The sequence below is a fragment of the Schaalia sp. JY-X169 genome, assembly GCF_014069575.1.
Classification (GTDB): Bacteria; Actinomycetota; Actinomycetes; order Actinomycetales; family Actinomycetaceae; genus Scrofimicrobium.
On record NZ_CP059675.1, the window covers coordinates 2032965 to 2058710 of the forward strand.

Sequence of the window (25746 nt, forward strand, 5' to 3'; positions counted from 1 at the left end):
CTGCAATCCCAACCAAAAAAACACCAACAAAAACAATTTATTGAGTACACTCAAACAAACAAAAACACACTATCAAGTTCACAAACAACACCCCACATCATATGAAGGGGTTTGCTCCACTAACCTGTGGAAGTCCACCTTGAGGCCTTGGGCCTCCGGCTGCTTCCCGGCTGTTCACCGGAGCAACAAAATAGAACTTTACGCAGGTGCCCCCCAAACCGTCAAACGAATCTGCGGTGACCCCGGCCACACGGGCTAGAACACCCTCTGACCTGCAGGTTTATCCATCATTGATTTCGCGTTGACGATCCGTGTTCGGGCGTGTCCAAACGACGTCCGGTCAACCTTTTGGAACCGATGGCATCTGCGCCGACACAAAATTGCGATCGCCCCGGCAACCTTTCCGATATGGAAGTTTGCCGGGGCGAACTCAAGACGCGCTGAGCCTAGCTACCTGCTGGCTTGAAATGCAGCTCGGTACCCTCTCCCGTCAGCGTCATTTCTTCAGCCGAGGCTGTCCCCGCGGTGACAGAGTCCAGAGCCTGCGTGTACGCAAACTCAAGTGTCATCGCATCCTCTTCACATGCCATCATGGTCTGCCCGATGGTTCCCATGTCCACACTGCCATCGGTGACAGTCATGGCTCCCATGATCGAGTTACAGCCGCTGCTGCCTGAGAACTGTCCGTCTGATTCAATCGTTAGCTCAATGGGGGTCTCCTCAGTCGGCTTGACCTCGCCTTCCGGCCCCTTCCCATCGACGAGAACCCAGGATCCCGCCGCGGACTCCTGTGTGATTGGGGCCCCTTCGGAACTCTGAGTTCCACCGGAGGAGGAGCATCCCGCAACCCCCATCGCAAGAAGTCCTACCACTGCAACAGCCGAAAAAATCTTCCTCATTAGTCCTCCTAGAGTTGAGGCATCACGTTCTGACAGTGACAGTATTCCCCCTCTGGGCAAAACGCGCATTGGGGGGTTCTAAATTGCGCCAATCCTGCAACAATTGAATCATGTCAAACCCTAGACGAGGCAAAGTAGCGCTGGTATACCGTCACATCACTTCTCCCGTCGGCCCTCTGTTCGCGGTGGCCAGCCGACGGGGCCTGGCTGCCCTGTCGTTCGAACCCGAAGCCACGCTTGAGCAGCTAGGACTCGCAACACCACGCACCGCTGCGCCCAGCGAAGCGAAACAGGCCCAAGTTGATCATCCAGGGGTAGAAATCCTCGACCAGGTCGAAACTCAGCTATCAGAGTATTTTGCGGGCCAGCGCCACAGTTTCGCCCTCGTACTTGATCTGCTGCCAACATTTGAAGTCGACGAGGGCGGGCCAGAGGTTCCGAACCCCTGGGTGTCGGCAAGCGGACGTTTTCGACAAACCGTCCAAGTGGCACTCTCAGGAATTCCGTATGGGAAGACGGCCTCGTACGGGCGGGTGGCCGAGCTCGTTGGACATCCGAGAGCGGCCCGAGCCGTGGGGTCGGCCTGCGCCACGAACCCACTGCCGATCATTCTGCCCTGCCACAGGGTCACCAAGGCCGACGGCTCGCTAGGAAATTACACGGGTGGGACCGAAATAAAGAGAGCCCTTCTCGACCTCGAACGTCCTCGTACCTGAGCGGACATTCCCGCCAGGGCCAAGAACCACAAAATGTATGCGTCGGGGCGGAATAATAGCTTGGGGTACGCACCCCCGGCTCACTTCTATTCCCCGCGTACACATTTCACGAACATGTCAAGGTTCGAGCGTTGTGCATTCGTGGAGCTACGGGGATTCGAACCCCGGACCTTCTCATTGCGAACGAGACGCGCTACCAACTGCGCCATAGCCCCTTATGCGGTAGAAAGCTTAGCACGGACACCCCGGGCTCTAACAACCGCTCAACCGTGAAGTTGACGATGGCCGCGACCGGCCCCCTACTGCGCGCGACGCTGGTCGAGGACGGCATCCAGGTCGAAGCGGAACGTCGGCCCTGTCACCTGCGCAGCTGCAACCGCAGCTGCTGCTACCTGGTCTGACTTATGCAAAGGCCGCGCTGGCACGCCCGAGTCCCGACGTTCTTGAATCGGCACCAAGTCGGTGTCAGCGTGCACACGGCGCGTCAGCGCAGGCGCCTGACCGCTTCCCCGCACCGGCGGGAGGGAAACTACATTCCACTCCTTCGCAGGCCTCTGCATCACGGCCGAGGGCGGTGCGGTGGGTTCACTGACGACCACAACATCGCTTTCTACGTCGTCGCGCGCGGCCTCATCCGAAGCGCCCACTGGTAGTGACTCCTCAATATCCTCCTTGGCCGGCTCCACTGCTTGGCTCTGCGAGGAGACTGTCCGTTCAGAGGGACGTGAGTTCCCACGCGTAGTGGCCCTCACCTGATCCTTGATTCTTGCGAGCTCGTCGACTTCATCCCTGCTCTGACTCTGCGCCCGGAAACTACCCGCCACAGAGCTACCCACCGTCGCAACAAGGAACGTCACCGGCAGGATCAACCACAGCCACGACAACGCACCTAGGGCTGCAACGACAGCGAAGACTAGTAGCAAGACCGATGAGGCCGCGGCCATCACCACCCTCCGCTTCACAGCCGCCTGCTCACGCGCCAGTCGAGCCACCCGACGAGCCCGTAACGCCGCCATCTGCCGAGTTGGGCTATCCGCTCTGCCAGCAGAAGCGACCTTTTTGGGGCCCTCGGGCCGATCCACCGCGGGTAGACCTAGTTCTGGATTGTTCACCATGGGTGTTCCTTCGCTATGGCTCACTAAGACATTGGGAAGAAGAGGCCTGGTTGAGACGTGCAGACCCTGGTGCATCCGCTCCTCAACTTGAACCTGTTTGCAGGGGACCAACTCCACGCCGGGAGAGAACCGATCCCCCTCACGTGAAGTAACCACTGCCACACGACGCGCGATTGTTGCGGGCAGCGCGTAGAGGACGATCACGCACGCGATCACCGCAACGATAAAGCCAGCAAATTCCACGACTCCAACCTAAGTTGAATCCGCGACATTTCCGGCGTGCCACTCCGCATGTTGCTGCCATTGGCATTTGGGTTTCACGCCTTTTGGGCCCCCGTCAGTGTTTGCCCCCTCGTCGGACCCTGTGTTCCACCAGGGAACCACCCGGCATCTGCCTCAGGTCTTCCTGATCAACTGCGAACCCGACATGGTCCGCCCACCGACCATTAATGTGCATGTAGCGTGGCTTGTACCCTTCTTCGCGGAGCTTGAGTTTCCGAGCCAGTCCCAGCGAAGGTTCGTTCTCAGGGCGAACATTGATCTCGATACGGTGCAGGTCGAGCTGACTCAAGACCATATCGATTGTGCTGGCAACCGCGAGGGACGTGATCCCTTTCCCCGCGTGGGCCTCCGCTATCCAGTAGCCAAGCACACCCAGGTGCATCGCCCCACGCTCCACGGCTCCGACGGAGATGAGACCCGCTATCTCCCCGTCAACCACAACCATCATTGAGAGTGCTTCACCACCTGCCTGCTTGCGGTCCATCAGCCGCGGAAACTCCTCCCAAGTCGGCACGGACGCACTACTGCCCGGGGGGACCGTCGCCTCCCATTCGCCCAGCCAACCCTTGTTTGCTCTTCTCACCCGCTCAATTTCCAAGTGTTCGCGACCCGCTGCTGGACGCAGCACGACGGAAGACACACCGTGGTTTTCGTGCAACAGGTCGTCCAGCCGCTCGCCCTCGTACCGAATTTCAAGATCGCGGGCCGGTCGGCCCCACACTGACCGCCGCGAACGGAAGAACCCCGACACGGCTCAGTCCAGGAGCATGCACGTCAGAAGCGTTCCCTCGGGAACACTTGTGGTTTCTTCCGGAATTACCGCAAGCGCGTTCGAGGACGCAAGCGCAGAAATCCACAGAGCCTTCGGATCCCCAAGGGCGTGCGCTTCATATCCGGACGAAGGGGATCCCTGGATGCGAACGCGCAAGAACTCCCTAATCCCCGCGGGGGACTGTAGGGCAAATGTGGCACGAGCCTTCACAGATGAACGGTTCAGTGTCTTCCATCCCTGCATCTTGCGAAGGGCTGGACGAACAAAAACCTCAAAACACACCTGCGCTGCTACGGGATCACCCGGGAGACAAAAGATTGGAGTTGCGGTGGTTTCATCGCCCTCAACGCTGACGGTGCCGACCCCCAGCATCGCTCCCGGCTGGCCGCTGACAGTGTCGAATCGTACAGTCCCGTGGGATCCCAACGTCTCCCTCACCGTATTACCTGAGCCGTGGGAAAGACCGCCGGTAGTGACAATCAAGTCGGCCCGCATCAGTTGGTCGTCGATCATTTGCCGCAGGGCAGCTCGGTCATCTCCAACCGCGACCGCATGGAAAGTCTCCGCACCCACCTCAGATGCTGAAGCAACTAGAGCTTGGCCGTTGATGTCGACAACACTTCCTTCACGGGGAGCTGAGCCGGGTTCAACCAGTTCGTCACCGACGGAGAGAATCACGACTCTCGGGCGTGGATGTACGAGGACGCGCGCGCGCCCAGCTGCCGCGATCGCCCCAATTTGCGGGGGTCCCAGCCTGGTCCTCTTCGGAACGACGACGCTACCCTGTTTGATGTCTTCACCCTGGAGACGGACGTTGTCACCCACATCCACGCCCACGTTGACTGACACCAGTGACTCTCCCTGGTCAGTGTCTGTGAGTGCCACAACTGCATCGGCTCCGATGGGAAGTGGCGCCCCCGACGCGATTCGCACTGCAGTGTTTGGTGCCAGACCACCGGCATGCGCCTGCCCGGCACGGATCTCCCCGGTCACGGGTAACTCGACGTGTGTGAGTGCGGTAGCCATAGTAACGTCGCCCGCGCGGAGTGCATATCCGTCCCTACTGGCGACGTTACTTGCCGGATAGTCTGCGACCGCCACAACGTCCTCGGCCAACACGCACCCAACTGCATCCAAGAGTAGAAGGTCCAGCGGAGCTTGCTGATCAGCGTTACTTAGACAATCCTGGTAGATGTCTGCAACCGAGCGCATGGGAACCAACTTTCTTCCAAGACGGCTGTTTGCTCTAGCTTAAGCCACACTCCATTTAGCATGGAGACATGAGTGTGGCAGAGCGGAAGCAGATCTGGCGACGGGCATACCTCGCATCGCGGGCGGCAAGGCGCATTGCCCATTCCCGACTGCCCCTAACACTTCAGGACATTCGCCAAATTATCCAAGCAATCCCCAGGTCAGCAACGATCGCTGGCTACCTGCCTCTCTCATCTGAAGTTGATGTTTTGCCACTACTGCGGGAATGGGTCGAGGGCGGTGGCGCTGCTCTGGTTCCGACACCGGCAGCACTGGCCAGTGGCGGGCGCAGTTCACCGCAGTGGCAGCACCTGAGCTGTCAAGATGGCGGAGGCGGATGTGAGGAGCAGGCCCCTGAGCGCGCAAGTGGCACCGGGGATGAACCCCCACTGGGCGTCCTTTCGGAGGCGGCTCTAATACTGATTCCGGGCCTTATCTTCGGTCGTGACGGACGCCGCCTAGGAAGAGGTGCGGGGTGGTATGACCGCGCTCTTTCCCAGGCAACACAGGGAGCCATTTTGGTCGGTGTCTGCCATGCCGGAGAGCTCGTTGAAGCAATGCGCGTTCCTATTGAGGAGCACGATAGGCTGATGGATTTCGTCCTAACGCCGACTGAGCTGGTCATTTGTCGCCGCCCAAACCTGTAGAGTTCCTTGGCGTTTGCTCAACTTCCCGGAGCGTCCTCGACGGCTGCATAGTATCCCGGAGAGCAGCCAACGACTACCGGGGTTTCCACAGTGCAGCACTGGCGGCGATTTCCCCAGATGTTGTTCTCAGCTACAAAATGTTGCTGGGGATTTGGCACTGTTGACACATGGCGCCCTCACTCACTTCAAACAGACGTCTCATCCCGCGACGCAAACTGGTCACGGCGCAGCATCTGCTGCTCCTCTTGGCCGCACTATCCATCGTCGTCTTCGCAGTATTTGCCCTGCGGCCACCAATCGAAGGCACCGCAGTTGTTGTCTCCAAGTCTGATTTGGCGGCAAATGAACCAGTAGTTCGATCACAGCTCAGGGTCCTGACACTTCCAGGTGAGGCAGTCCCCGTCGGAGCCGTAGGGGATGTCGCCGCCGCCCTTGATCAAAGGCCACCTCAGTTCGTCCCGGCCGGAACCGTCCTCACGCAATCCCTACTGGGCATTGGCGACACCACGGCCAGGATCCCGCCCGGCTATGCGACAACCGTTCTGTCGTTGGATCCGGGTTCTGTCTTCATGGAGGCTGGTGACGTAGTGGAGGTATGGGGGACGGTGATGGATTGCGGCGTAGACCCGTGCCCAATTACTCGGTTAGCCGACGACGTGACTGTTCTTAGCATCTCTGAGCCACCCTCAAACTCCTTCTCTGGAGAGAACCCAACACTGGTTACTCTAAGCCTCAAAGCAAGCGATGTTGGACCTGTACTTCAGTCAGCAGCCAGCGGGAGCATACATTTCGTGCTGGGGTGACGTCCCGTCGCCCGCCCAAGTATCCGCTCGCGGGCTGCCAGACTGTTTGGAGTCGGTGGGCTGGGGCGGAGCCGGCGCACGGGACCGTGGCGTGGGCCTGCTACCAGTGAGGGGGAACGTTATCCCTCAGCCACCGATCTTCTGGAGATTCTCCCTCTGGAACCGCCTCATCACGCGCATCGATCATGTCTGAGCGTAGGGGGCTGACTGAGTCCTCCCCAACAATGACGGCATCTTCGACTCCCCCATTGTCAACTCTCGTCACATAGACAGCTCGTCGGACGCGCGCTTTGGTAGGCGTTCCTTCGTCCTCGCCTTGCTTCGCATCTTCACCCGCCACAGACATCATCACTGTCCAGAGGTACGCCGTATGACGTTGAGCAGGATCGCATGGGACTGGGAGCCCCTGCGCCTCAGGCCGATTGCCTCCCTCATCCCCTCAACCAACTCGCCCTCGTCCGCGTCCGCACTAGTTGCTCGAAGCCACGCTGCGACATCGTCAAGTTGGTCGTCACTGTAAGCAGAGAGGGGAAGTCCCTTGGTAATGCTGGGCGGGCTAAGCGGAGTCGCATTGTCCGAGGGCGCAGAATCGACCACTGTCGTTGCAACCGTCTCAAAAAGCGGCTCCGGCTCGCTTTCGGGCTGGTCCCGTGGCTCGGGTTGAACTTCTGGGGCGTGTGGCTCCGGGGCATCTTCCGGTTCACTCTGCGGCGCGGGCTCGCCCTCCACGGCGACGTCTCCACTTAAGACGCCTTCAGGGGACGTCTCTGCCTGATTCTTCGATGCGCGCAGCTCCACGCCTTCGAGGGCGAGCGTCGCCGCGGACGCCGGCGTCACCGGCTTACCAATCCGAACGTAATAGTCATCGACGGCGTCTAGGACCAGCTCCACAACATGCTGAGCTTCCCTTGTCGGATCGATGAATACCGACATTGACAGCTCCGTGCGAACCTTCCACCCCTGCCTTTCAAGCAGCTCTGGCCAGTACCTGTCGCGAACACGAAGCGATGGCTCACTCCGGTACGACGGGTCATCAGTAAGCACTGCAACCAGCCACTCCCCCGGCACCTCTGGGTGTCCAACGGCAAGCGGAATCCGGTTCGCGCCAGTACCCAGATTTGCTGCTACCGGAAGTCCCAGACGGTGAAGGCGGTCAGCCAAGTCAACCAACAGGTCATCCGGAACATGTTCCCCTGAGTCAACCTCAGCGGCCGCTTCGTCACGTCCCTCAGCTACCTCCAGCAAGTCAACCAGGGCCAATGCACCGCCGTGACGGAGCCGAGACCTGTCAATCTCTTGCGATTCCAAAGACGTAATGACTGTGAGATTCCCACCGCTTCCCTGCGCGATGGCTTCGATCACGTCCATGCCCTCCGGAGTGGAAAGCACCCCAAAATCATGGATGACTCGCCCGTGTGGCGTCTTCGCAAATCCCACTGAAAGTACCGTGTGATCAGGAGATAGCGCCGGCAGTTCGTGTGGCAGGACGATTAGCTTCTCCGGTTTGACGCTGAGCGCCTGCGGTTTCTCCGCCAATGCTCTGCGCAGTGAGACGCGGATGCGATCGGCATGCCTGTCGTTGAAGGCGACTACAGCAACGCTGGTCTCAGGTTCATCGATGAGGGATCTAATCAGGTAGTTCGCTGCGGCTTCCGCCTCACCCAAGGAGGACTCTATCGCCACCGTTGTCGGAGCTGGCATACCGGAGGCATCAACTTTTATGTGCTCTATATCCGCGGGCGGTCGCGGCGTGGGCACTGCGGTGATACTGGCGTCTGGCTTGTACTTGCGAACCAGGTCGGCAAAATGTCCGTTGACAGTAATGGGTTTACCTGGCAACTCCAACACGGTGAGGAACTCTGTTAGGCGAGTGACCCAGCTGCCATCTTCGATAGCGTCGCCCCGTGCGAATACCACGGCGTCGTCTGCCCGAGCCAACACCGGGGCGGTCTCCGCCAGAGAGAGGCTCGATGCTCCCACAACCAACACAACATCGACACTGTGACGTCGGCGGGTCAGAAGTGGAACCATAGAAGGTCCAGCACACACGATAGGGAGCAGATCCCAGGCAAGCGAGTACTGGTTGAAGAGGTTGGCTCCGGCAGCTCCCCCCGCAAGGGACGCCACCAGCTCTGTGTATTGCTCCGGATACAGTGCGAGGGCGTCACGGCGCCGTGCCTTAACCCTCTCAACCACCGACAGCCCCAAACTTGCCACTTGGGCCTCGTCAAGGACCCGCACATCGCTGACCAACCCCTGTAGCAGGTCGGGATCGAAGCCACCAAGCCTAGGTTCGGCTGCGAGCATGAGGCCCAAGACCGATGCCCACCAGGCCAGATCAAGCTCGAGACCTATCAGGTCTCCGTCGATACGCCTATGACGAAGGTCGTCGACCAGTTCACCCAACCCAAGGTCCTGCAGCTCGCCTAGAACCCTGAGTCTCTGCGGTACTAAACGTGCACCGTTAGCATCGTCTGCCAAGGCCTCGAGTGTCGGACACAGTTCATCCAGCGCCATCGACCCCAGGTCACCAAACGTCTGCTCTAGGTATGGGGCACACACCGCAAGTAAATCTTCCGTTGCCGCCAGAGTCTCTGCGCAGCTCTCTAGGCCCTCGGGGATGGTGGGCCATGGCTCATCATCCAGAGATGCGGACAACCACTGGTGGCGGCACTCCTGAACTTCAATCAGGGCCTGATTTAAGTCAGCAATGTGAACACCGGGACGCACCAGGTCGCGTGCCTGCTTGACGAGAAGCCGCCTCTTGGACCCTTTCAGCGTTATTCCCTTTTGTTTCCTCCACTCGGGCGTCGCCGTCGCGATGACGAGGTCGGCTGGAGATCTTTCGAAGGCTTCCGGGCGGAATGTGTCGAGAATCGTGCGTGCTCGCGCGATGAGCTCCAGCTGCATTTTCCAGCCATCCAAAGTGGTGGCAGTTCTGAGACCCGTTTGTCCCGCAACTCTCGCCATCTGCACTCGCAGTGCAGGTAGCGCTTCTCGCGCCAGAGTCTCAGTCGCGTCAACAACACTGTCAACCTGGGCCGCATCTTCCAATGGGATGTCATCCCAACCACTGGCCTCGCCAAGGTCGCTAAAGAGCCCCTGCCGGGAGGCATCCTCGAGGAGATCGCGGGCATGCGCAGCACCGTCCTCGGACAGAAGTCCAAGGGTCTCACTAGAGAGCCTGACACGCGTAGTCGGCCCATCGGGGTCGGACGTCAACTCTGTCAAAACCTGCAGCGCATCAAAAGGCGTCACGCCCCACTCTTCAAACTCGGCGTGCAACTGCTCTTCATAGGCAGTAAGTGCAGCGCGAGCACGCCGCAACCCCACCCGCATGGACTCTGTTTCCGCCTCATTCAGCCCCGGCGCAACATCACGCATCGCGGTATCAAGAAGCGTCGTGACGCCCTCGTCAAAACGATCCGGAAAGAAATTTGCCACAACCGATTCGATCCGCATCTCTTCAAAACGTGCGGCAAGAGCACCATAGGCGTCCTGATCATTTGCAACAACAAGAACCGATTTCCCATCACCAGCAAGAGCCGCGGCAGCGGAAACCGCACCCGCGATGAGGTCCGAGTCGTTCTCTGCCACCACCACATAGGATCCTCCGCCCGCAATCTGTTCGATTACGTCTTGGACCTGAGGGGATTGGTCCCCAACTCCAACCTCCTTCCAGGGGTCACGGTCGGCGGGATTTGCGGGTTGCGGCTGAGTAGCCGCCTCGATCTGAGCGGTGCGGTCGCCATTGAGAGCCACCAACAGAGGGGACTGCTCAAGAAACTCCACATCCGCCAGGTCTCTAAAAAGTGCCGCTGTGGGATGCGTGAGGATCGCCAGGGACATTTCGTCCCTGAGTCTAAAACTCTCGATGTTGCGCCCAACTTCGGCAATCTTGTCGAGGGCGCTAGCCGGCGAAAAACCCCCGGGCCCATGCAGCGCCTCAAACAGGAGGTCTCTGTCTATGTCAACCCCGGCTGCGGCTGCCTCACGCAGCAACCTGGACGAAACCTCAACTCCTGGCATTAGCTGCAGGGTCGCAGATCCGTCCTCGTCGCTGCCAACTACAACCTGCCTCATGAATACGGGGACGTGCGATGCCGGGCGCTGCCCACCCCAGGAAGCGCTGCCCACCACCAAGTGCATGACGATACCACCGTGGCGGGTCGCCATCGCTTCAGCAAACGCGCCCAGGCTGTTGACCTTTTCGGTTATATCCGCAAGCGCGGTGGGCTCGCGGACCAAACTGGATAGCCGCGTTGGCGTATCTGCATAGAGCGCCGCAAGACCTCCTGGGTGAAGACTCTTCAAAGGCACGGCCAGACTTGCGGCCGTAGCAGCATCCTGACGCGCGGAAGCGGCCAGTTGTGTGCGCAGAGCGGTCGCCATATCAAGAAGACTGGAGGAATCGCTAGTATCCTCTACTGGTTGCGAAACAGACGCATCCTCTTCTTCATCCCCACCTTGTTCATCCTCACCTCGCGGACTTGCAGCGGGAACTTCATTAGCATGAGGGGGCTCTTCGGGAACGCCCTCGGCCTCAATCTGGGCACCATTGGGCGCCGCACGTCGGGAGCTCTTACGCGAAAAAAATGAACGGGCCACAAAGCAACACTAGCGACTGTGCGCCTGCTCGCGCGATCGGCGTGCCGTACAGGGGGTCATTCTGGGACTCTCTTCCCCCGATCACCCAACATCGTGCACTATAGCGACAAGACCACTCAGAGTTGAGCACAGAGAGAAGGATCTTGAGATGACTGCAACCGGTGATACCTCCCAGAATATCTACCCACCCATTCCCGCCATTGTTGATGAAGCGTGGGTGAAGGACTGGCGCACAGTTGAGGCATCCGCAGGCCGCGACCCAATTGACTACTGGGATGGGCGAGCTAAGGAGCTCACCTGGTCCCAGCCTTGGACCCAAGTGCTGGACGACAGTGAGGCACCCTTCTTCAAGTGGTTTGTCGGCGGACAAACCAACATTGTCACCAATGCGATTGATCGCCACCTCGATGGTCCACGTAAGAACAAGCTGGCACTGCTGTGGCAGTCCGAGGATGGGAAAGAAACCCGCACCTTCTCGTACTTCTCGCTCAACCGCGCTGTCACTCAGATGGCGAACGTTCTCAAAGCCCTCGGTGTCCACAAGGGCGACCGGGTCACCATCTACTTGCCGCGCATCCCCGAAGTCTTTTTTGCGATGCTCGCATGTGCGAAGATCGGTGCCGTTCACTCGGTGATTTTTGCGGGCTTCTCTGCCGACGCACTCACTGCCCGCATAGACGATTCAGAGTCGAAAGTTGTGATTACGGCCGACGGTTCGTGGATCAACGGTTCGGTGTTTCCCCTCAAGAGCATTGTCGATGAGGCCGTGCGGTTCTCCCCCACAGTGGAGAACGTCCTCGTCATCAAACGGACGGGTTCAGAGGTCGAAATGGACCCACTGCGGGACCACTGGTATCACGACCTCACAGCTCTACCGATCGCGCGGGGAGCCTGTGAAACAGTGCAGGTGGACGCCGAACACCCACTGTTCATCCTCTACACTTCCGGATCAACCGGGAAGCCGAAAGCAGTCCTCCACACCCACGGCGGCTACATGGTCGGCACCTATGCCACCCTGCACGACACGTTCGACATCCACGACGGTGACCGCTTCTGGTGCACGGCGGATGCCGGGTGGATTACCGGCCATTCCTACGTTGTCTACGGTCCCCTCCTCAACGGGGCGACCTCGTTCATGTTCGAGGGCGGACCATCGTATCCCCACCCCGACCGCTGGTGGTCACTGATCGAACACTACGGGATCACCACGTTCTACACGGCGCCGACCGCCATCCGCTCCCTGATGCGTTTCGGGGACGCCTGGGTGAACCGCCACGACCTTTCAAGTCTGCGCATTCTGGGGACTGTTGGGGAGCCGATCAACCCTGAAGCCTGGCGGTGGTTCTACGACGTGGTCGGGCAGGGGCGCTGTCCCATCATGGACACCTGGTGGCAGACAGAGACAGGGATGTTCCAGATCGCTGGCGTCCCCGCGATGCCACAGAAACCGGGTTCAGCTGGGCGTCCCGTCTTCGGTCAGGTGGCGCAGATTGTGGACGAGGCCGGAAATCCCGTCGAAGATGGGGTCGAAGGTTTCCTCACGCTGCTCAACCCCTGGCCAGCCATGATGCGCACCCTCTACGGGGATGACCAACGCTACGTTGACGCCTACTGGAACGTCTACCCCGGGAAGTACGCCACCGGGGATTCTGCCCGACGGGATGAAGACGGCTACTACTGGGTGATTGGACGAACCGACGACATTATCAAGGTGTCGGGGCATCGCCTTGGCACGGCCGAGGTCGAGTCGGCCATCACCTCACATTCCGCCGTCGCAGAGGCAGCGGCCATCGGCCTCCCACACGAGATCAAAGGCAACGCAATCCACGTCTACGTTGTCCTCAACCCCGGTCGAGCTGAGGGTCGTGAAATGACGGAAGATCTGCGCTCCCACGTCGCCAAGCATCTCTCACCGATCGCCAAGCCGGACGAAATCTCTTATGTCGATTCCTTACCGAAAACTCGATCTGGGAAGATCATGCGAAGAGTGTTGCGTGCCCGCGCCCTCGGCCAAGACGAGGGCGACCTGTCAACGCTTGAAGGATAGCCACCCGGATCCCCCGCGCTAGGACGACTTGGGGTCTGGTGCAGGTTTTTGCCGAGGTGGCAGGTTAAGCAGTTCCATCTCGCGTTTGCGGATACCGATTATCAGCGTGAATGCCGCAACAAGTATGGCAGCGACCCAGGTGAGGACGAAGAACACGTGGTGGTCGACCACCTGGTTCCATCCGTGTTGGTCGAGACCCGCAACAACGTGGGCCCAACCATCCTGAGTGTCCAGACCCTGGGTGAGTGCCGTGGTGAACGGATCTTCACCACTCTTACCCGGCACCATGGTCTTTGAGTACTCAGTCGAGAGCGCCTTGGAAAGAGCACCGGGGGTCAGCCCCGCCAGTCCAAGCAGGGAGCTGGTGACTGCAAACATCAACGGCGGCAGGACAGACCTGATGTAGAGGTTCTTCTCTCGCGCTGAAATGCTCACAACTGAAACGACCTCGCCAATCAGGAACCCGTACACGGCCCCGGCCGTGGAGATATCCAAGAGGAGTGACGGGGACACCGTGTCAAGTAGGGCCATACCCAAGAGCTGGAACTCCCCGGTTGACAGAGGAACGACCACAAGCGGGATCAGCGCGCCCACGAATACGCCTGCAGCAGCTCCGAACCCAGCCCAAGTGCCAAGGCTGATCGCGACTCTTGGAAGCGTGATGCCACCACCGTTTCCTCGCAATACCTGCATTAGGGAAGTCGCAGCGATAGTGAGGACGTATGCGGCCGTCCAACACGTTGCGATCAGGAGGGTATAGAACCCTACTGCGTGCGACAGAAAGTCGGATGTTTGATTGCCGCGGACATTCATCAGAATCGATGCCGCCAACACCAGGGCGATACCGGGCACAATGACGAGGACGGCACCCACGTTGACAATCTGGTTGATGTGCGACGCGTCCGACCGGTCAGTCGCACGCAACTCCTTAGTATCAAGGGACTCCCAGTCGGGTAGGGCCACTCTTCCCGCAAATTTGAGGTGCACTGCGACAAGCCCCAGCCCGTCCCCAGTGCTCCGGTTGAGGGCGAAAAGTGCAATCCAGAAAATCAGGCCGACCAGAAGCAGTGCACCTGCGACCCAAACCATTGGCACCGGAACGTACGGGTCACTCCTGAGAGTTATCAGAACAAAGACACCCGCAATAATGAATGCTACGGTGCCAAGAACCGCCCAGGTACGGCGCTTGACCCTGACTTTTTCACGCAACGACACAGAGCCGCAGAGCAGGCTTAGCCCAAGCGCGTTGGCAGAGAGGCTAAGGAGAATACTGTTCATGCCTTCACCCTAAACGGTTGGGTACTCCGGCGGTGCCCCACCGTTTTCTATGAGGCTGGAGACTCTGCGCGTGCAATCATCCCGCCACCGTGGCGAGGCGCCAGGCGCAGCACACCGAGATGTGCTCGGGTTATCTTCTCGACGATCGAGAGCCCGAGCCCATTTCCTGGCTGATCGTCAAGTCGTGTCCGACCCGCAGCTTTCAAGAATGGCTCCGTGAGTCTTGAGAGCTTGACCGCAGCCATCTCAGCCCCGGTGTTCTCAATGACCACGATCGCTCGAGTTCGCTCCCGCAAGGTGCTCACTCGAACCTGGCCCCCCTGCGGCAGGTTGTGCACGATCGCGTTGTGGACGAGGTTCGTGATCATCTGAAGGAGCAGAGGCGACGAGCCCAACACATCGACAGATGACCCGTCGATTGTCAGGACCACACCGTGCTGCTCGGCAAGCGGGAGCAACGTCTCAACTGCCTCATCGGCGAGGAGTGATAAGTCGACGATCTCCGGCTCGGCAATGGTATTCCCAGCACGGCTTAGCAACAGGAGTGCCTCCGTGAGAGCGATGGCACGATCGTTCGTGTCTTTCAGACGCGCCAGGTCGGCGACAGGGTCCCTTCGCGGATCCTTTTGCGCCACATCGATGATGGTGCGCGTGATCGCAAGTGGTGTACGCAGCTCATGCGATGCATTCGCGGCAAAACGCTGCTGCTCGGAAACGCGCAATTCGAGCTTCGCAAGCATCCCATCGAAGGCATCCGCCAGTTCGCCAAACTCGTCCTTCCGGTCATCCATTTGGATCCGGTGAGAGAGGACACCCGTACCGGCGACGCGTGTCGCCTCTGTGATTCGTGTAAGGGGTGACAACATCCTGCCTGCGAGCAACCACCCGCCCAGGACTCCTCCGACCAGAAGTGCGATGAGAGCGATGAGGGTCGGTGGGAGGAAGGCTCTCAGCAGGTCAGAACGATTGGGAACAAAGGTCGAGGTGGTGGCGATTGCCGTATTGGGAACGTATCGCAGCAGGAATACCCAGACGACGGCGAGGAGGAGCGTGCCCGCTGCCATAAGGAATGCCGCGTAACTCAGCGCAAGCTTCCAACGCACACTCATGCCTCCACGCCTATTTCTCTGCACTGGCCGGGCCCTCTATCCGGTAGCCGGCACCTGGTACCGTGCCGATGAGCCAGGGCTCTCCAAGTCGCTTACGCAGACCGGAGACGGTGATTCGTACCGCATTGGTGAATGGGTCCGCGTTCTCATCCCATGCTCGTTCGAGCAAGTCCTCAGCACTCACCACGCCTCCCTCAGCCGACATGAGCACCTCGAGCACGGCGAACTGCTTCCGGGTCAGGGCAACATATCGGCCCTCCCGATACACCTCACGCCTAAACGGGTCTAATTTGAGACCCGACAGCTCATACACGGGAGGGCGCCGCGAAGCCCGTCGACGATCAAGCGCTCGGATCCGGAGAACGAGCTCTTGAAAATCGAATGGTTTCGTCAGGTAGTCGTCAGCTCCCAGTTGAAAGCCCGAGGTCTTGTCGTCGATCCGGTCGGCTGCCGTGAGCATCAGGATCGGCAGGCCGCTTCCCGACTGCACAATTCTCTTGGCCACCTCATCCCCTGAGAGCCGGGGCAGATCTCGATCGAGAACGACAATGTCGTACTCGTTCAGGTCGAGCAGATAGAGCGCGGTCTCGCCATCTAACGCAATGTCGGCAGCAATCGCCTCAAGCCGTAATCCGTCACGAATGGCCTCAGCCAGAAGAGGTTCGTCCTCAACGATCAGTACCCGCATACTTCCAAGGCTACGCGTGGTGGCATATTGCGAACGTATCGAAAAGCGCATACGGACTGGCAACACTCCCTCACATGTACTGAATGCATGAATGCTCAATACAGGATGTCGACCAAGAACAGACTCTTCCGCTTCACTGCCGGGTGTGCGACCCTCTCGCTCGCCGCAATCGTCCTCGTATCATGCCAAGCCCCCCAGGCGACATTTGGCAGTCTTGTGGGGTCCACGGTGCAGACACGTGAAGTTGACGATCGGGAGATGGGCGTCCTCCCTACCCACGCAACAGTGTTCGATGAGAGCCTCCCCGGTATCAGCGGGCTTTCTCCCGACCTACGGAATGCCCTAGAACAGGCGACACGCGCAGCACGTGAGGAGGGAGTGGAAATCTTCATCAACAGTGGGTGGCGGGCTCCCGCGCTCCAGGAACAGCTGTTGACAGAAGCAGTCTCGGATTACGGGTCACTCGAAGAAGCCGCCCGCTGGGTTGCCACCCCCGGAAACGTCTGCGCATGTCTCCGGTGACGCGGTGGACATCGGAGACCTAGATGCCTACCTCTGGTTCCAAGACCGAAGCTCTGGCTTTGGACTCTGCCAGATCTACGCGAACGAACCATGGCACTACGAGTACCGGCCGGACTCTCTTTCCGAAGGCTGCCCGCAACCGTACCTCGACCCCACTCACGACCCGAACCTGCAGAACTGACCCAAGATCCAGCGTTCAGAGGGGAACGCTGTACGTTGAGAATCAGCGGCCCTATGAAGTGCCCCCGAGACGATTCGAACGTCCGACACCCACTTTAGGAGAGTGGTGCTCTATCCCCTGAGCTACGAGGGCGCGTCCGGTTTCCCGGAAAGCACTGTCCAGCTTAACATCCGGACGCACCGACACAAACCACCGCTGTCATTTATATGAGGTGGCTAGCGCCTCTGCCACGACTGGGAGGGATTGGGCTCACGGTCACGCTGACGCGATGGGACCGTCATTACGGGGCAGGTTGAATGATGAAGGACGGTCTGTGATGTAGATCCGAGAAGCATGCCTGCGAACCCGCCCCGCCCTCGAGTTCCGACCACTACCAGGTCCACTGCGGTTGAAAATTCGGTGAGAAGGGCTGCCGCACTGCCGTCGAGTGCGTGCCGAGCAACTCGAATGGTGCGGTCGCCAACTGCCTCTGCGATAGCACGATCCATGCTGGTTGTGATGTCATCAAGCAGTGTTTGCCGGTCCATTGCGGGGGGCACCCACCCCATCATTCCCCCACCAGTGGCGATGGGGACCGCCGCAACCACTGTCAGTTCTGCGTTCCAAATCACGGCCTCATCAACGGCCTTCTTGAGCGCCATTGAGGCTGTGTCAGAACCATCCGTACCAACAACAATCCGGCGGATCGGAACGAAGGGAGCTCCGGAACGGTGAGGGGGCACCACCACCACCGGGCATCTGGCGTGTGCTGGCACTGACGACGACACAGAGCCAAGCAGACGATCTGCGAACCCACCGCCACCTCGCGAACCCAAGACAATAAGATCCGCATGGTGGGACAGCTCTACTAGGACACTCGACGGGTCACCCACCTCAACCTGGGTGGTCACTGAGACATCAAGATCCCTGATCGACGCCGCAGCATCCTCAATAACTCGTTCCGCACCGATGCGGAGTGCATTGTCATCTAATACTGCCAATCCACCGTCGAGGGCGGCTGCGCTGTAAGAGGCAATTGCGTAAGCACAAACAATTCGCAATCGGGCTCCCGAGGCCGAAGCACGAGCACCGGCCCACTTGACCGCATCAAGCGCTTCGTCTGAACCATCGACACCAACCACTAACTCTTGGATGTGTCCCATTATCGTTTCGCCCCCAAAACTCTCGCCTCTGGTGTCACTGCGCACCATCTACTTCATTGTGCCTCAAGTGTCTCGCGTCACAAAGTCGAATCGGGAGAAAACCTGCATTCGCGGCGCGTCACACCGGCACACACCACTAGGGCCCGGGGGGCGCACCAGTTAACGAAAAACGTGCCAGACAAAGTCCGGCACGGTCTTCTGAAGTCTGCGACTAAACGCGTGAGAAGTAGTAGGAACCGTAAAGGGAACTAACCTTCACACCGGTTGCAGGTGTTGATGCATGAACGATCATGCCGTCGCCAATGTAGATCGCAATGTGGCTTTCACCCCACACGACCAAGTCACCCGGCTGTGCTTCTGAAGCAGGAATCTGCGTTCCTGCACGACCCTGCTCACCAGACGTGCGAGGGAGACCAATACCGTGCTGCGCAAAAACGTACTGCACGAAACCGGAGCAATCAAAGCCACTCGGACTGCTACCACCGTAAACGTAGGGGTAGCCAACGTACTGCAGTGCGGTCTCTACCACGCTGCCAGCGCGAGCAGGCGGGACAACGCTAGAGGATTCAGCACTGGCAGCTGAACGATCGTAATCACGACTGGCGGTCTCCGTCGCAACTTCTTCAACCACTTCTTCAACAGCTGGCTCAGCCGCGGTTGCCGCGACCTCATCGCCGGGTTCCCACGCGATATCCAAAGAAACAAGCGTCGCAGAATCAACGGTAGACAGGTTGGAGACGAAATCGTCTGAGGGCTGAGAAGGGACAGCCGAAGGAAGTGTTCCAGCAAATGCTGAACCAGCAATTGTTGCGGTAACCGCAACCCCAGTTGCGGAAGCAACGGCAATGCGCTTCGTGGTGAAGCCGCTGGATGTAAGTGTGTCAGTAAGGCTGCTGAGCGGTGTAGTTGTCTTTGAGACACTGCGGTGACGCGGTGCACTGTAGTTAACTGTCAATCCATCTCTCCCGTTTAAGCCTGCGAGGTTAGCTGTCGGGTTAGGAACGGTCGTCCCGCCCTCCGAAGAGGACCTCACCCCAAGATCATCAGATCAGTGGTGGTTCCCCCACTCTGCGTCTAGTCCTATCAACACCCAAAGCGACGCAGACTAGGCTGCAATGGGTGCGGGATTCCCGAAAGTCCGAGGTTCCTCTATGAAGATTAGGCCAACAAACACCGAATGTCACGCTAACGTAACGAAATCTAACTCACAGAAGTGGGTTTGCGTCCGCTAGAACAAACAGATGTGGGGCTAAAGCCTTAGGAACGCGTAGTGAGCCCACTTCAAACCGGCGCTCCTCATCCGTTTCGGGCACTCTTGCGACGACAACGTCGCCACCGCGAAGAACAACGGTGACCCGAGCCGCGGGAAGAACACCGATCTCTGCAAACTCTTCAAGCAAGCCCACCTCTGCTTGGATTGGCTCGCCGATCCGAGAGATAGTCACTTCGGTCGGCTCAGCCGACCTTGCTGCGACGTCCTCGACTTTCTCTTCACCGCGCACGGGGCGGCCAAGGCCTGGAACGGGGTTGCCGTAGGGATCCGTCGTTGGGTCACCCAGAAGAGGCGGAAGATAGCCTTCCACAGCCGTGGACATGACGTGTTCCCAACGGCATGCTTCCTCATGGGCCGTAGCCCAATCCATCCCTATGATGTCCACCAGCAGCCGCTCCGCGAGTCTGTGCTTGCGCATAACGTCACGCGCAAGAGAACGTCCCGTCGGCGTCAGGTCGAGGTGGCGATCTTCTCGAACCGTCACTAAACCATCGCGCTCCATACGTGCAACTGTCTGCGAAACTGTTGGACCGGAATGGCCTAAGCGTTCAACGATACGTGCCCGCAGTGGCACGACTCCATCTTCTTCCAGTTCGAAAATGGTCTTCAGGTACATCTCTGTTGTATCAATCAAGTCAGCCGACACCGTCATCCCCCAAACTGTTGCGAAGCTTCACCTGTTACGATACCTGCCGTCCGCGCTATGTCGTTGCCAAGCCAAGAAGTCGCCGATTAACTAACCTAGGACGCATGACGATTCTGACCCCACCACCATCCCACCTCTTACCATCCGATGGCAGGTTTGGCGTGGGACCATCCCGAATCCGTCCCGCTCAAATGGATGCACTTGCCGACGCGAGCGAACTGGGAACATCCCACCGCCAGTCTCCCGTGAAGTCGCGGGTAGCCTCCATCCGAGAAGGCCTTCGAGAGCTGTTTTCGCTACCTCCTTCTTACGAAATCGCCCTCGGAAATGGTGGCGCGACCGCGTTCTGGGCCATCGCTACCTCCTGCCTTGTGGAGACGAGGGCGAAGGCTGCCGTGTTCGGAGAGTTTGGGGCTAAGTTTGCTGACGATATCTCTGCAGCGCCATGGGCCAGTGTCGATGTGGTCAAAGCACCCCCGGGTGAGCTCGCCACAGTTGAAGACAATGCCGCCACTGCTGATGCGTACGCGTATACCCAGAATGAAACCTCAACCGGCGTGGTGTCTCCCCTCTACCGCGGCGCCCCGTCGCCCGCGTTAACGCTGGTAGATGCGACCTCGATCGCGGGTGCCTCCGTTGTTGACTGGGACCTGGTCGATGCCTACTACTTTTCGCCACAAAAGTGTTTCGGGTCCGAGGGCGGCTTGTGGATTTCAGTCCTCTCCCCCGACGCGCTAGAGCGGGCACAGCGGCTCGTGGCAGACACAAACCGCTTCGTGCCAGCAATCCTGAACCTCGACGAGGCCGTCAAGGCGTCACGTGTGGACCAGACGCTCAACACGCCAGCCATCGCAACACTCATCCTCTTCGACGAACAAATCAAGTGGATGCTTGACAATGGGGGTTTATCTGCCATGGAGAAGCGGGCCCGCGCCGGCGCCAACCTGATCCACGAGTGGGCAGAAACGCGCCCATTCGCATCCCTGTTTGTCGCAGACCCGGCGTTGCGCTCACCCGTGACAACCACGGTTGATCTTGCCCCGGAAATTGATGTCTACGACCTCGCGCGAACTCTTCGAGACGTCGGCATCGTCGATATTGAGGGTTACCGAAAGCTTGGGCGCAACCAACTGCGCATCGCGTCATTTCCGTCAGTGGAAACGTCCGACATCGGTTCGCTCCTAGCCTGTGTGGACTGGATGGTCGACCAGGCTACCTCTCAACTTAGTCTTTGAGTTCTTCCTCTTCGGTTTCTTCCTGAACCTGCTGGGCGAGGTCGACGTCGGCCTCGGTCTTAGGCAGTGTCACCGGCCCAGTGTCAGCTCCGGCCGCAGCAAGTACCGCATCACCTTCTGAGGCGACCGCAAGTTTCACATTCGGGGCCCCGGGAATCACCAGGTGAGGGGTATGTCGACCGTCCCATTCCAGGCGGATCTTCCACACCAGGAAACCCCACAGCGCCGCGAAAACAGCCGTGACAATTGAAACGATTGAACCAATCCCCATTGCCCAGCGAGCGCCCCATTCCTCACCAATCCATCCAACAATAGGGGCTCCAATGGGCGTGGTTCCTAGGAAGATCATGGAATAGAGAGCCATGACTCGTCCGCGGAACTTGGGTTCTGTCGAAATCTGCACCGCGGCGTTCGCCGAGGCGATCAGTGTCATTGATAGTGCACCGGTTGGGATAGCAATCACCAGGAACCACATGTAGCTCGGAGCCAGCGCCAAGAAGCCAAGGAAGGTGCCAAACAGGAGGCCCGCGCCCACGATGAGACGCAGCCGCGGGTTGTTATTGCGCGCAATAACCAGAGAACCAGATACAGCTCCGATGGCAAGGAACGTGCTCATAAGACCGTAGCCACCTGCCGGCAGGTTATAGACCTGCGTCGCCATCAGTGCCGAAGTGATTTGGAAGTTCAAGCCGAAGCAAGAGATCATCCCCATCACCACCAAAATGAGAATGATGTCCTTACGTCCTCGGACGTAGTTGATCCCTTCCCGCAACTGGCCTTTTTCGCGTGGGATCTTGGGGGGCGTTGACAACTCATCTTTGCGCATCAGCGCCAAGGTGAAGACGGGCACCAAGAACAATCCTGCGTTGATCACGAACACCCAACCCGGACCAACCCAGTCGATGACGACGCCGGAAATAGCCGGACCGATTAGTCGCGCAGAGTTGAAAGCAGTCGAGTTGAGAGCGACCGCGTTCGGGAGCATGCGGGCTGGGACCAGCTCGGAAACAAATGCCTGCCGCACCGGGTTGTCAAAGGCTCCCGCTGTCCCACCGACAAACGCAAGGATGTATACCATCCACAGCTCAGCGGAACCGGATAGCACTAGGATGCCCAAGACCAAGCCACTCAGGGCGGTGAGCGTCTGAGTAATCTGCAGGAGGTGGCGGCGGTCAAGCCTGTCAGCAACCACTCCCGCCCACGCAGAGAACAGTAGGATCGGGGCAAACTGCAGGGCCGTGACGATGCCTAGTTCGAGGCCGCCCCCCTCCGTGAGCACGGTCAGTACCAGCCAGTCCTGAGCTACACGCTGCATCCACTGGGCGGATGAAGCAAAAATGTTGCCCGTAAACCACAGCTTGTAGTTGTAGAAGCCGAGGGACTGAAAGGTCTTACTCACGAAGAGTGGCGCCTCCTCTAAAAGTTGGGAACTAACCGCCGATCGCGGTCTGAATTGGCCCCAGTGCAAAGTAGAGCAAGAACATTGCGGAGACAATCCACATGAGAGCGTGCACGGACTTTGCTTTGCCTCGGGCTACTTGAATAACTGTATAGAAGATGAAGCCCGCACCGATACCCGCTGTGATGGAGTAGGCGAATGGCATCAGCGCAATCGTCAAGAACGCTGGAATTGCGTACTCAACATCTGTCCAATCGATGTCCGTGACTTGAGACATCATCAAGAAGCCGACAAACACCAGTGCGGTCGAGGCAGCCTCTGCGGGAACCAGGGCGGCAAGCGGCGCAAAGAACATCGCGACCAGGAACAGGGAACCCGTAACGACTGAAGCCAGCCCCGTCCGAGCACCTTCGCCAACACCCGCAGTTGACTCAACGTAAGCGGTATTTGAAGAAACGCCGCCCAGACCGCCGAAGATCGCACCCAGTGAATCAACAACCAGGATGGAACGGGACTTCAGCGGGATTCCGTCCTCGTCCAAAAGGTCCCCTTCCGAGCCAACAGCAACCATTGTGCCCATGGTGTCGAAGAAGTCGGCCAGCATGAGGGAGAAGATCAGGAGGATTACGGGGAGAATGCCGAGCTTTGTAAATGCGCCGAAGAAGTCGATCTGGAAGATGGTCGCGAACGACGGCATCTGGATTGGTGAGCCCTGGAGCTGCGGGACAGTTGACTGCCAGCCGCCAGCGACCTCGTCGCTTACAACCGGCACCTTGGCGACTGCCTGGACAATGAACGCCACTACCGTTGCGAACGTGATTCCCAGGAGAATCGCACCCTTCACCTTGCGCGCGTGGAGAATCACGATCGTGATCAACCCAATGACGAAGATCAGTGCGGGCCACCCGGAGAGGGATCCGCCGACGCCAAGCTGGACCGGCGTGCCACCGGGGCGCACAATACCGGCATTGATCAGGCCAACAAACGCAATGAAAAGCCCGATGCCAACGGAGATTGCGCTGCGCATCTGCCGGGGAACCGCGCGGAAGACTGCCTCACGGAAGCCGGTAAGAACGAGGATGAGGATGAGCACGCCCTCCCAGAAGACCAGTCCCATCGACTCCTGGTAGGTCAGGCCCAAACCAAGCCCGAGGTTGAAAGCGACGAGGGCGTTGAGCCCCATTCCGGCAGCCATCGCGAGGGGGAAGTTGGCGAAGATGCCCATGAGGATGGAGAGGATGCCGGCGACCAGGGCCGTGCCCGTGGCGATCGCGGCAATCGTAATATCTGTTCCCTCAGTGTTCGCCGAGAGGATTGCGGGGTTAAGGATCAGGATGTAAGCCATCGTGATAAAGGTGACCAAGCCACCTCGTACCTCACGACTTACAGTTGAGCCTCGCTGTGACAGTTGGAAGAAGTTGTTGAGGAATCCGGATTGATCGTCTGGTGTTTTCTGTGCCTGCTTCTGCTGGTTGCCAGCTACCTTTGTGTTCACTCTCCACAGTGTGACCCCGATTTTTGCGCCATCTCGCACCGCATCCGCCATTCGGGCGGCGACGAACAACCTGGTAAAATGGAGGAACACATTTTCTCAGGCGTCATGAGGCTCGCTTGAAAACTCCAGATAGTAAGTTGCTGTAAATCCGCAGAGTTACGCCGAAAATTCTCCGATTTCAACATCATCGTCATTGATCCGTGATGTCACCAGTGGCCATTGTGAGCGCTGCTGAGGCTGGTCTGTTTCGGAGTGCGCGCCGCATGAGTGGTCGAAACTCACAACCCGACCATCATCTGGTGACCACTCGTTCCCACACACGCCAAAGAGGGTGCCCATAGTTCCCTGCATCTTTAACAGGAATCCACACGAAGCACACATAGCGTCCGGCTTAACTCCGGCAACAGCCCCCTGAGGCGAGTCGTACCAACGGTCCGCGGCCAAATCCAAGCCGTGCTGCGAGAGAACACGTTTGCGCCCGTGCCCCATCTCATTCAAACCAGCCAACTCAATTTCGTCAGAGTCAACCTCTTCGAACCCATTCTGCAGGCGCCCGTCATTTGCGTCGTACGGCAGCACATCCGTTCTGGATACGTCACCGGGTTGCAAACGGTCTCGCCACGGGATCCACGGGGGAGCCAGCGCCACATCTGGCCCGGGGGCCAAATCAATCTCGCAAACCGTTGCCTTTTTTGACCGAGGTGCACGTCCAAGCGTAACTTCCCAGAACCATCCCGGGTACCCGGCCTCGAGGCATACGAATCGGTGAGTTGCCAAGCGATCACCGACCATACGCACACCAGCGTGGTCCCCCAGCGAGGACTCACGAGCGACAGACAGAGCCGCCTCCCTCGCAACAGACACCGAGTCCATTAGAACCGTGTCCTTACGAAATGCCCTGTTGCGCTTGGCCCTGGCCGCCATGTCCACTACCGCCGGATCTTGCGTCCCTGTCTCTGCATCCTCAACCACTTGCTCGGTCAAGAGACTCTGGGCTTCGGAACCCCTGTCGTCACTGTCATTCGGTGTGGAATCAGGCATCGAAATCCTCCGCAACGACTTTAAGAACCTTGGCGATCTGATGGGAATTCGCAGGGTAACGCCCTCGACGTAATGAATCTGATGACCCATCAAGAAGCTTAATGAGATCCTCAACGACTGGGACCATGTCTTGCGGCTTGCGACGCTGGGCGCGAAGAAGTGATGGTTGCTCAAGAATCTTCACAGAGATTGCCTGGGGACCTCTTCGGCCGTCTGCAACACCGTACTCAACACGCGTTCCGGGCTTCGGTGCAGGGTATCCATCGGGCAGAACCGAAGAATGGAGGTAGACGCGCGCTCCATCGTCACCCGAAATGAAACCAAACTGGCGTTCCGCGTCATAAAATTTAACTTTGCCGGTAGGCACTGCTCTCACCCACATCTCCACTCACAACCGCAGCGAAATGCTGGGTTCTTCTATTCTACTTGGTCACGGCCACAGTTTTGAGAGTGTCGGCTGACCGCATAACAACCAGGGTATCCGGCTGCGAGGACGGTGTAGGCGATGTCAAGCACACTCGGTAGTATTGAGTGATCGGGCTTACAGAAGACACATATTTCCTAAGGGCCCCACCAACTTCGGATAGGCAGGCGAAC

At 58.8% G+C, this 25746-nt stretch carries 22 protein-coding genes, 2 tRNA genes and 1 riboswitch; of the genes, 6 read left to right on the forward strand and 18 right to left on the reverse strand.

The genetic code is table 11. The annotated features are described in order from the left end of the window. Positions 1–446: 446 nt before the first annotated feature. Positions 447–899: an META domain-containing protein gene (locus tag H2O65_RS08775; RefSeq protein ID WP_182141338.1), complete on the reverse strand. Its 453-nt coding sequence runs from the start codon at positions 897–899 to the stop codon at positions 447–449. 110 nt (positions 900–1009) lie between these two features. Here H2O65_RS08775 and H2O65_RS08780 point away from each other — a divergent pair, with 110 nt between their 5' ends. Then, positions 1010–1615: a methylated-DNA--[protein]-cysteine S-methyltransferase gene (locus H2O65_RS08780; RefSeq protein ID WP_182141339.1), complete on the forward strand. Its 606-nt coding sequence runs from the start codon at positions 1010–1012 to the stop codon at positions 1613–1615. Positions 1616–1757: 142 nt separating this feature from the next. Here H2O65_RS08780 and H2O65_RS08785 read toward each other — a convergent pair. The 4 genes from H2O65_RS08785 to glp form a co-directional block, all read right to left on the reverse strand. Then, a tRNA-Ala gene (locus H2O65_RS08785) sits at positions 1758–1830 on the reverse strand. A gap of 84 nt (positions 1831–1914) precedes the next feature. Continuing rightward, positions 1915–2973: a hypothetical protein gene (locus H2O65_RS08790; protein WP_182141340.1), complete on the reverse strand. Its 1059-nt coding sequence runs from the start codon at positions 2971–2973 to the stop codon at positions 1915–1917. 94 nt (positions 2974–3067) lie between these two features. Continuing rightward, positions 3068–3763 carry a GNAT family N-acetyltransferase gene (locus H2O65_RS08795; protein WP_182141341.1) on the reverse strand — a complete coding sequence of 232 codons (696 nt, stop codon included), beginning with the start codon at positions 3761–3763 and terminating at the stop codon, positions 3068–3070. Between the two features lie 3 nt (positions 3764–3766). Continuing rightward, positions 3767–4996 (reverse strand): gephyrin-like molybdotransferase Glp, encoded by a 1230-nt coding sequence (gene glp / locus H2O65_RS08800; RefSeq protein WP_182141342.1) that lies wholly within the window; start codon positions 4994–4996, stop codon positions 3767–3769. A gap of 68 nt (positions 4997–5064) precedes the next feature. On the opposite strand from glp, the gene H2O65_RS08805 reads away from it, so the two are divergent. Together H2O65_RS08805 and H2O65_RS08810 are read left to right on the forward strand one after the other, a co-directional pair. Continuing rightward, positions 5065–5682 carry a 5-formyltetrahydrofolate cyclo-ligase gene (locus H2O65_RS08805; protein WP_182141343.1) on the forward strand — a complete coding sequence of 206 codons (618 nt, stop codon included), beginning with the start codon at positions 5065–5067 and terminating at the stop codon, positions 5680–5682. A 167-nt stretch (positions 5683–5849) separates the two neighbouring features. Next, positions 5850–6485, forward strand: a complete 636-nt coding sequence (locus H2O65_RS08810) for an SAF domain-containing protein (protein ID WP_182141344.1) — start codon at positions 5850–5852, stop codon at positions 6483–6485. Between the two features lie 100 nt (positions 6486–6585). On the opposite strand, the gene H2O65_RS08815 is transcribed toward H2O65_RS08810, so the two are convergent. Both H2O65_RS08815 and H2O65_RS08820 read right to left on the reverse strand, forming a co-directional pair. Further along, positions 6586–6825 carry a hypothetical protein gene (locus H2O65_RS08815; protein WP_182141345.1) on the reverse strand — a complete coding sequence of 80 codons (240 nt, stop codon included), beginning with the start codon at positions 6823–6825 and terminating at the stop codon, positions 6586–6588. Positions 6826–6833: 8 nt separating this feature from the next. Beyond that, positions 6834–11093, reverse strand: coding sequence for a hypothetical protein (locus H2O65_RS08820; RefSeq protein WP_182141346.1), 4260 nt, complete (start codon positions 11091–11093; stop codon positions 6834–6836). Between the two features lie 148 nt (positions 11094–11241). On the opposite strand from H2O65_RS08820, the gene acs reads away from it, so the two are divergent. Next, positions 11242–13140 carry an acetate--CoA ligase gene (acs, locus tag H2O65_RS08825; RefSeq protein WP_182141347.1) on the forward strand — a complete coding sequence of 633 codons (1899 nt, stop codon included), beginning with the start codon at positions 11242–11244 and terminating at the stop codon, positions 13138–13140. An 18-nt stretch (positions 13141–13158) separates the two neighbouring features. Here acs and H2O65_RS08830 read toward each other — a convergent pair whose 3' ends face one another. The 3 genes from H2O65_RS08830 to H2O65_RS08840 are packed head-to-tail and all read right to left on the reverse strand — an operon-like array spanning position 13159 to position 16215. Next, positions 13159–14418 carry a hypothetical protein gene (locus tag H2O65_RS08830; RefSeq protein WP_182141348.1) on the reverse strand — a complete coding sequence of 420 codons (1260 nt, stop codon included), beginning with the start codon at positions 14416–14418 and terminating at the stop codon, positions 13159–13161. A gap of 47 nt (positions 14419–14465) precedes the next feature. After that, a complete protein-coding gene (locus H2O65_RS08835) occupies positions 14466–15527 on the reverse strand; it encodes a HAMP domain-containing sensor histidine kinase (protein ID WP_182141349.1) in 1062 nt (353 codons plus the stop codon). Positions 15528–15537: 10 nt separating this feature from the next. Next, a complete protein-coding gene (locus H2O65_RS08840; RefSeq protein WP_182141350.1) occupies positions 15538–16215 on the reverse strand; it encodes a response regulator transcription factor in 678 nt (225 codons plus the stop codon). A gap of 105 nt (positions 16216–16320) precedes the next feature. Here H2O65_RS08840 and H2O65_RS08845 point away from each other — a divergent pair, with 105 nt between their 5' ends. Further along, positions 16321–16737: a D-alanyl-D-alanine carboxypeptidase family protein gene (locus tag H2O65_RS08845; RefSeq protein ID WP_220458741.1), complete on the forward strand. Its 417-nt coding sequence runs from the start codon at positions 16321–16323 to the stop codon at positions 16735–16737. Between the two features lie 240 nt (positions 16738–16977). Here the strand turns inward: H2O65_RS08845 and H2O65_RS08850 are convergent. The 4 genes from H2O65_RS08850 to H2O65_RS08865 form a co-directional block, all read right to left on the reverse strand. Then, positions 16978–17050: transfer RNA gene (locus tag H2O65_RS08850), tRNA-Arg, on the reverse strand. Positions 17051–17133: 83 nt separating this feature from the next. Then, entirely contained in the window at positions 17134–18060 is a 927-nt protein-coding gene (locus H2O65_RS08855; RefSeq protein WP_182141351.1) for a universal stress protein, read from the reverse strand. A 211-nt stretch (positions 18061–18271) separates the two neighbouring features. After that, on the reverse strand, positions 18272–19015 hold the full coding sequence (locus H2O65_RS08860) for a C40 family peptidase (protein ID WP_182141352.1): 744 nt from the start codon (positions 19013–19015) through the stop codon (positions 18272–18274). A 2-nt stretch (positions 19016–19017) separates the two neighbouring features. Next, a riboswitch (cyclic di-AMP (ydaO/yuaA leader) is annotated at positions 19018–19181 on the reverse strand. Between the two features lie 84 nt (positions 19182–19265). Further along, the gene (locus H2O65_RS08865; RefSeq protein WP_398397296.1) at positions 19266–19949 is read right to left on the reverse strand and encodes a metal-dependent transcriptional regulator; all 684 of its coding nucleotides are present in this window, start codon (positions 19947–19949) and stop codon (positions 19266–19268) included. A 134-nt stretch (positions 19950–20083) separates the two neighbouring features. Here H2O65_RS08865 and serC point away from each other — a divergent pair, with 134 nt between their 5' ends. Further along, positions 20084–21214, forward strand: a complete 1131-nt coding sequence (gene serC, locus H2O65_RS08870) for a phosphoserine transaminase (RefSeq protein WP_182141354.1) — start codon at positions 20084–20086, stop codon at positions 21212–21214. On the opposite strand, the gene H2O65_RS08875 is transcribed toward serC, so the two are convergent. The 4 genes from H2O65_RS08875 to H2O65_RS08890 form a co-directional block, all read right to left on the reverse strand. Then, positions 21204–22613, reverse strand: a complete 1410-nt coding sequence (locus H2O65_RS08875; protein ID WP_182141355.1) for an MFS transporter — start codon at positions 22611–22613, stop codon at positions 21204–21206. The two genes, serC and H2O65_RS08875, sit on opposite strands and share 11 nt — an antisense overlap. Before the next feature lie 31 nt (positions 22614–22644). After that, positions 22645–24159 (reverse strand): NCS2 family permease, encoded by a 1515-nt coding sequence (locus H2O65_RS08880; RefSeq protein ID WP_182142748.1) that lies wholly within the window; start codon positions 24157–24159, stop codon positions 22645–22647. 105 nt (positions 24160–24264) lie between these two features. Beyond that, the gene (locus H2O65_RS08885; RefSeq protein ID WP_259349508.1) at positions 24265–25149 is read right to left on the reverse strand and encodes a DUF3027 domain-containing protein; all 885 of its coding nucleotides are present in this window, start codon (positions 25147–25149) and stop codon (positions 24265–24267) included. After that, a complete protein-coding gene (locus tag H2O65_RS08890) occupies positions 25142–25516 on the reverse strand; it encodes a cold-shock protein (RefSeq protein WP_182142750.1) in 375 nt (124 codons plus the stop codon). The genes H2O65_RS08885 and H2O65_RS08890 overlap by 8 nt, the downstream gene beginning before the upstream one ends. Between the last annotated feature and the right edge of the window lie 230 nt (positions 25517–25746).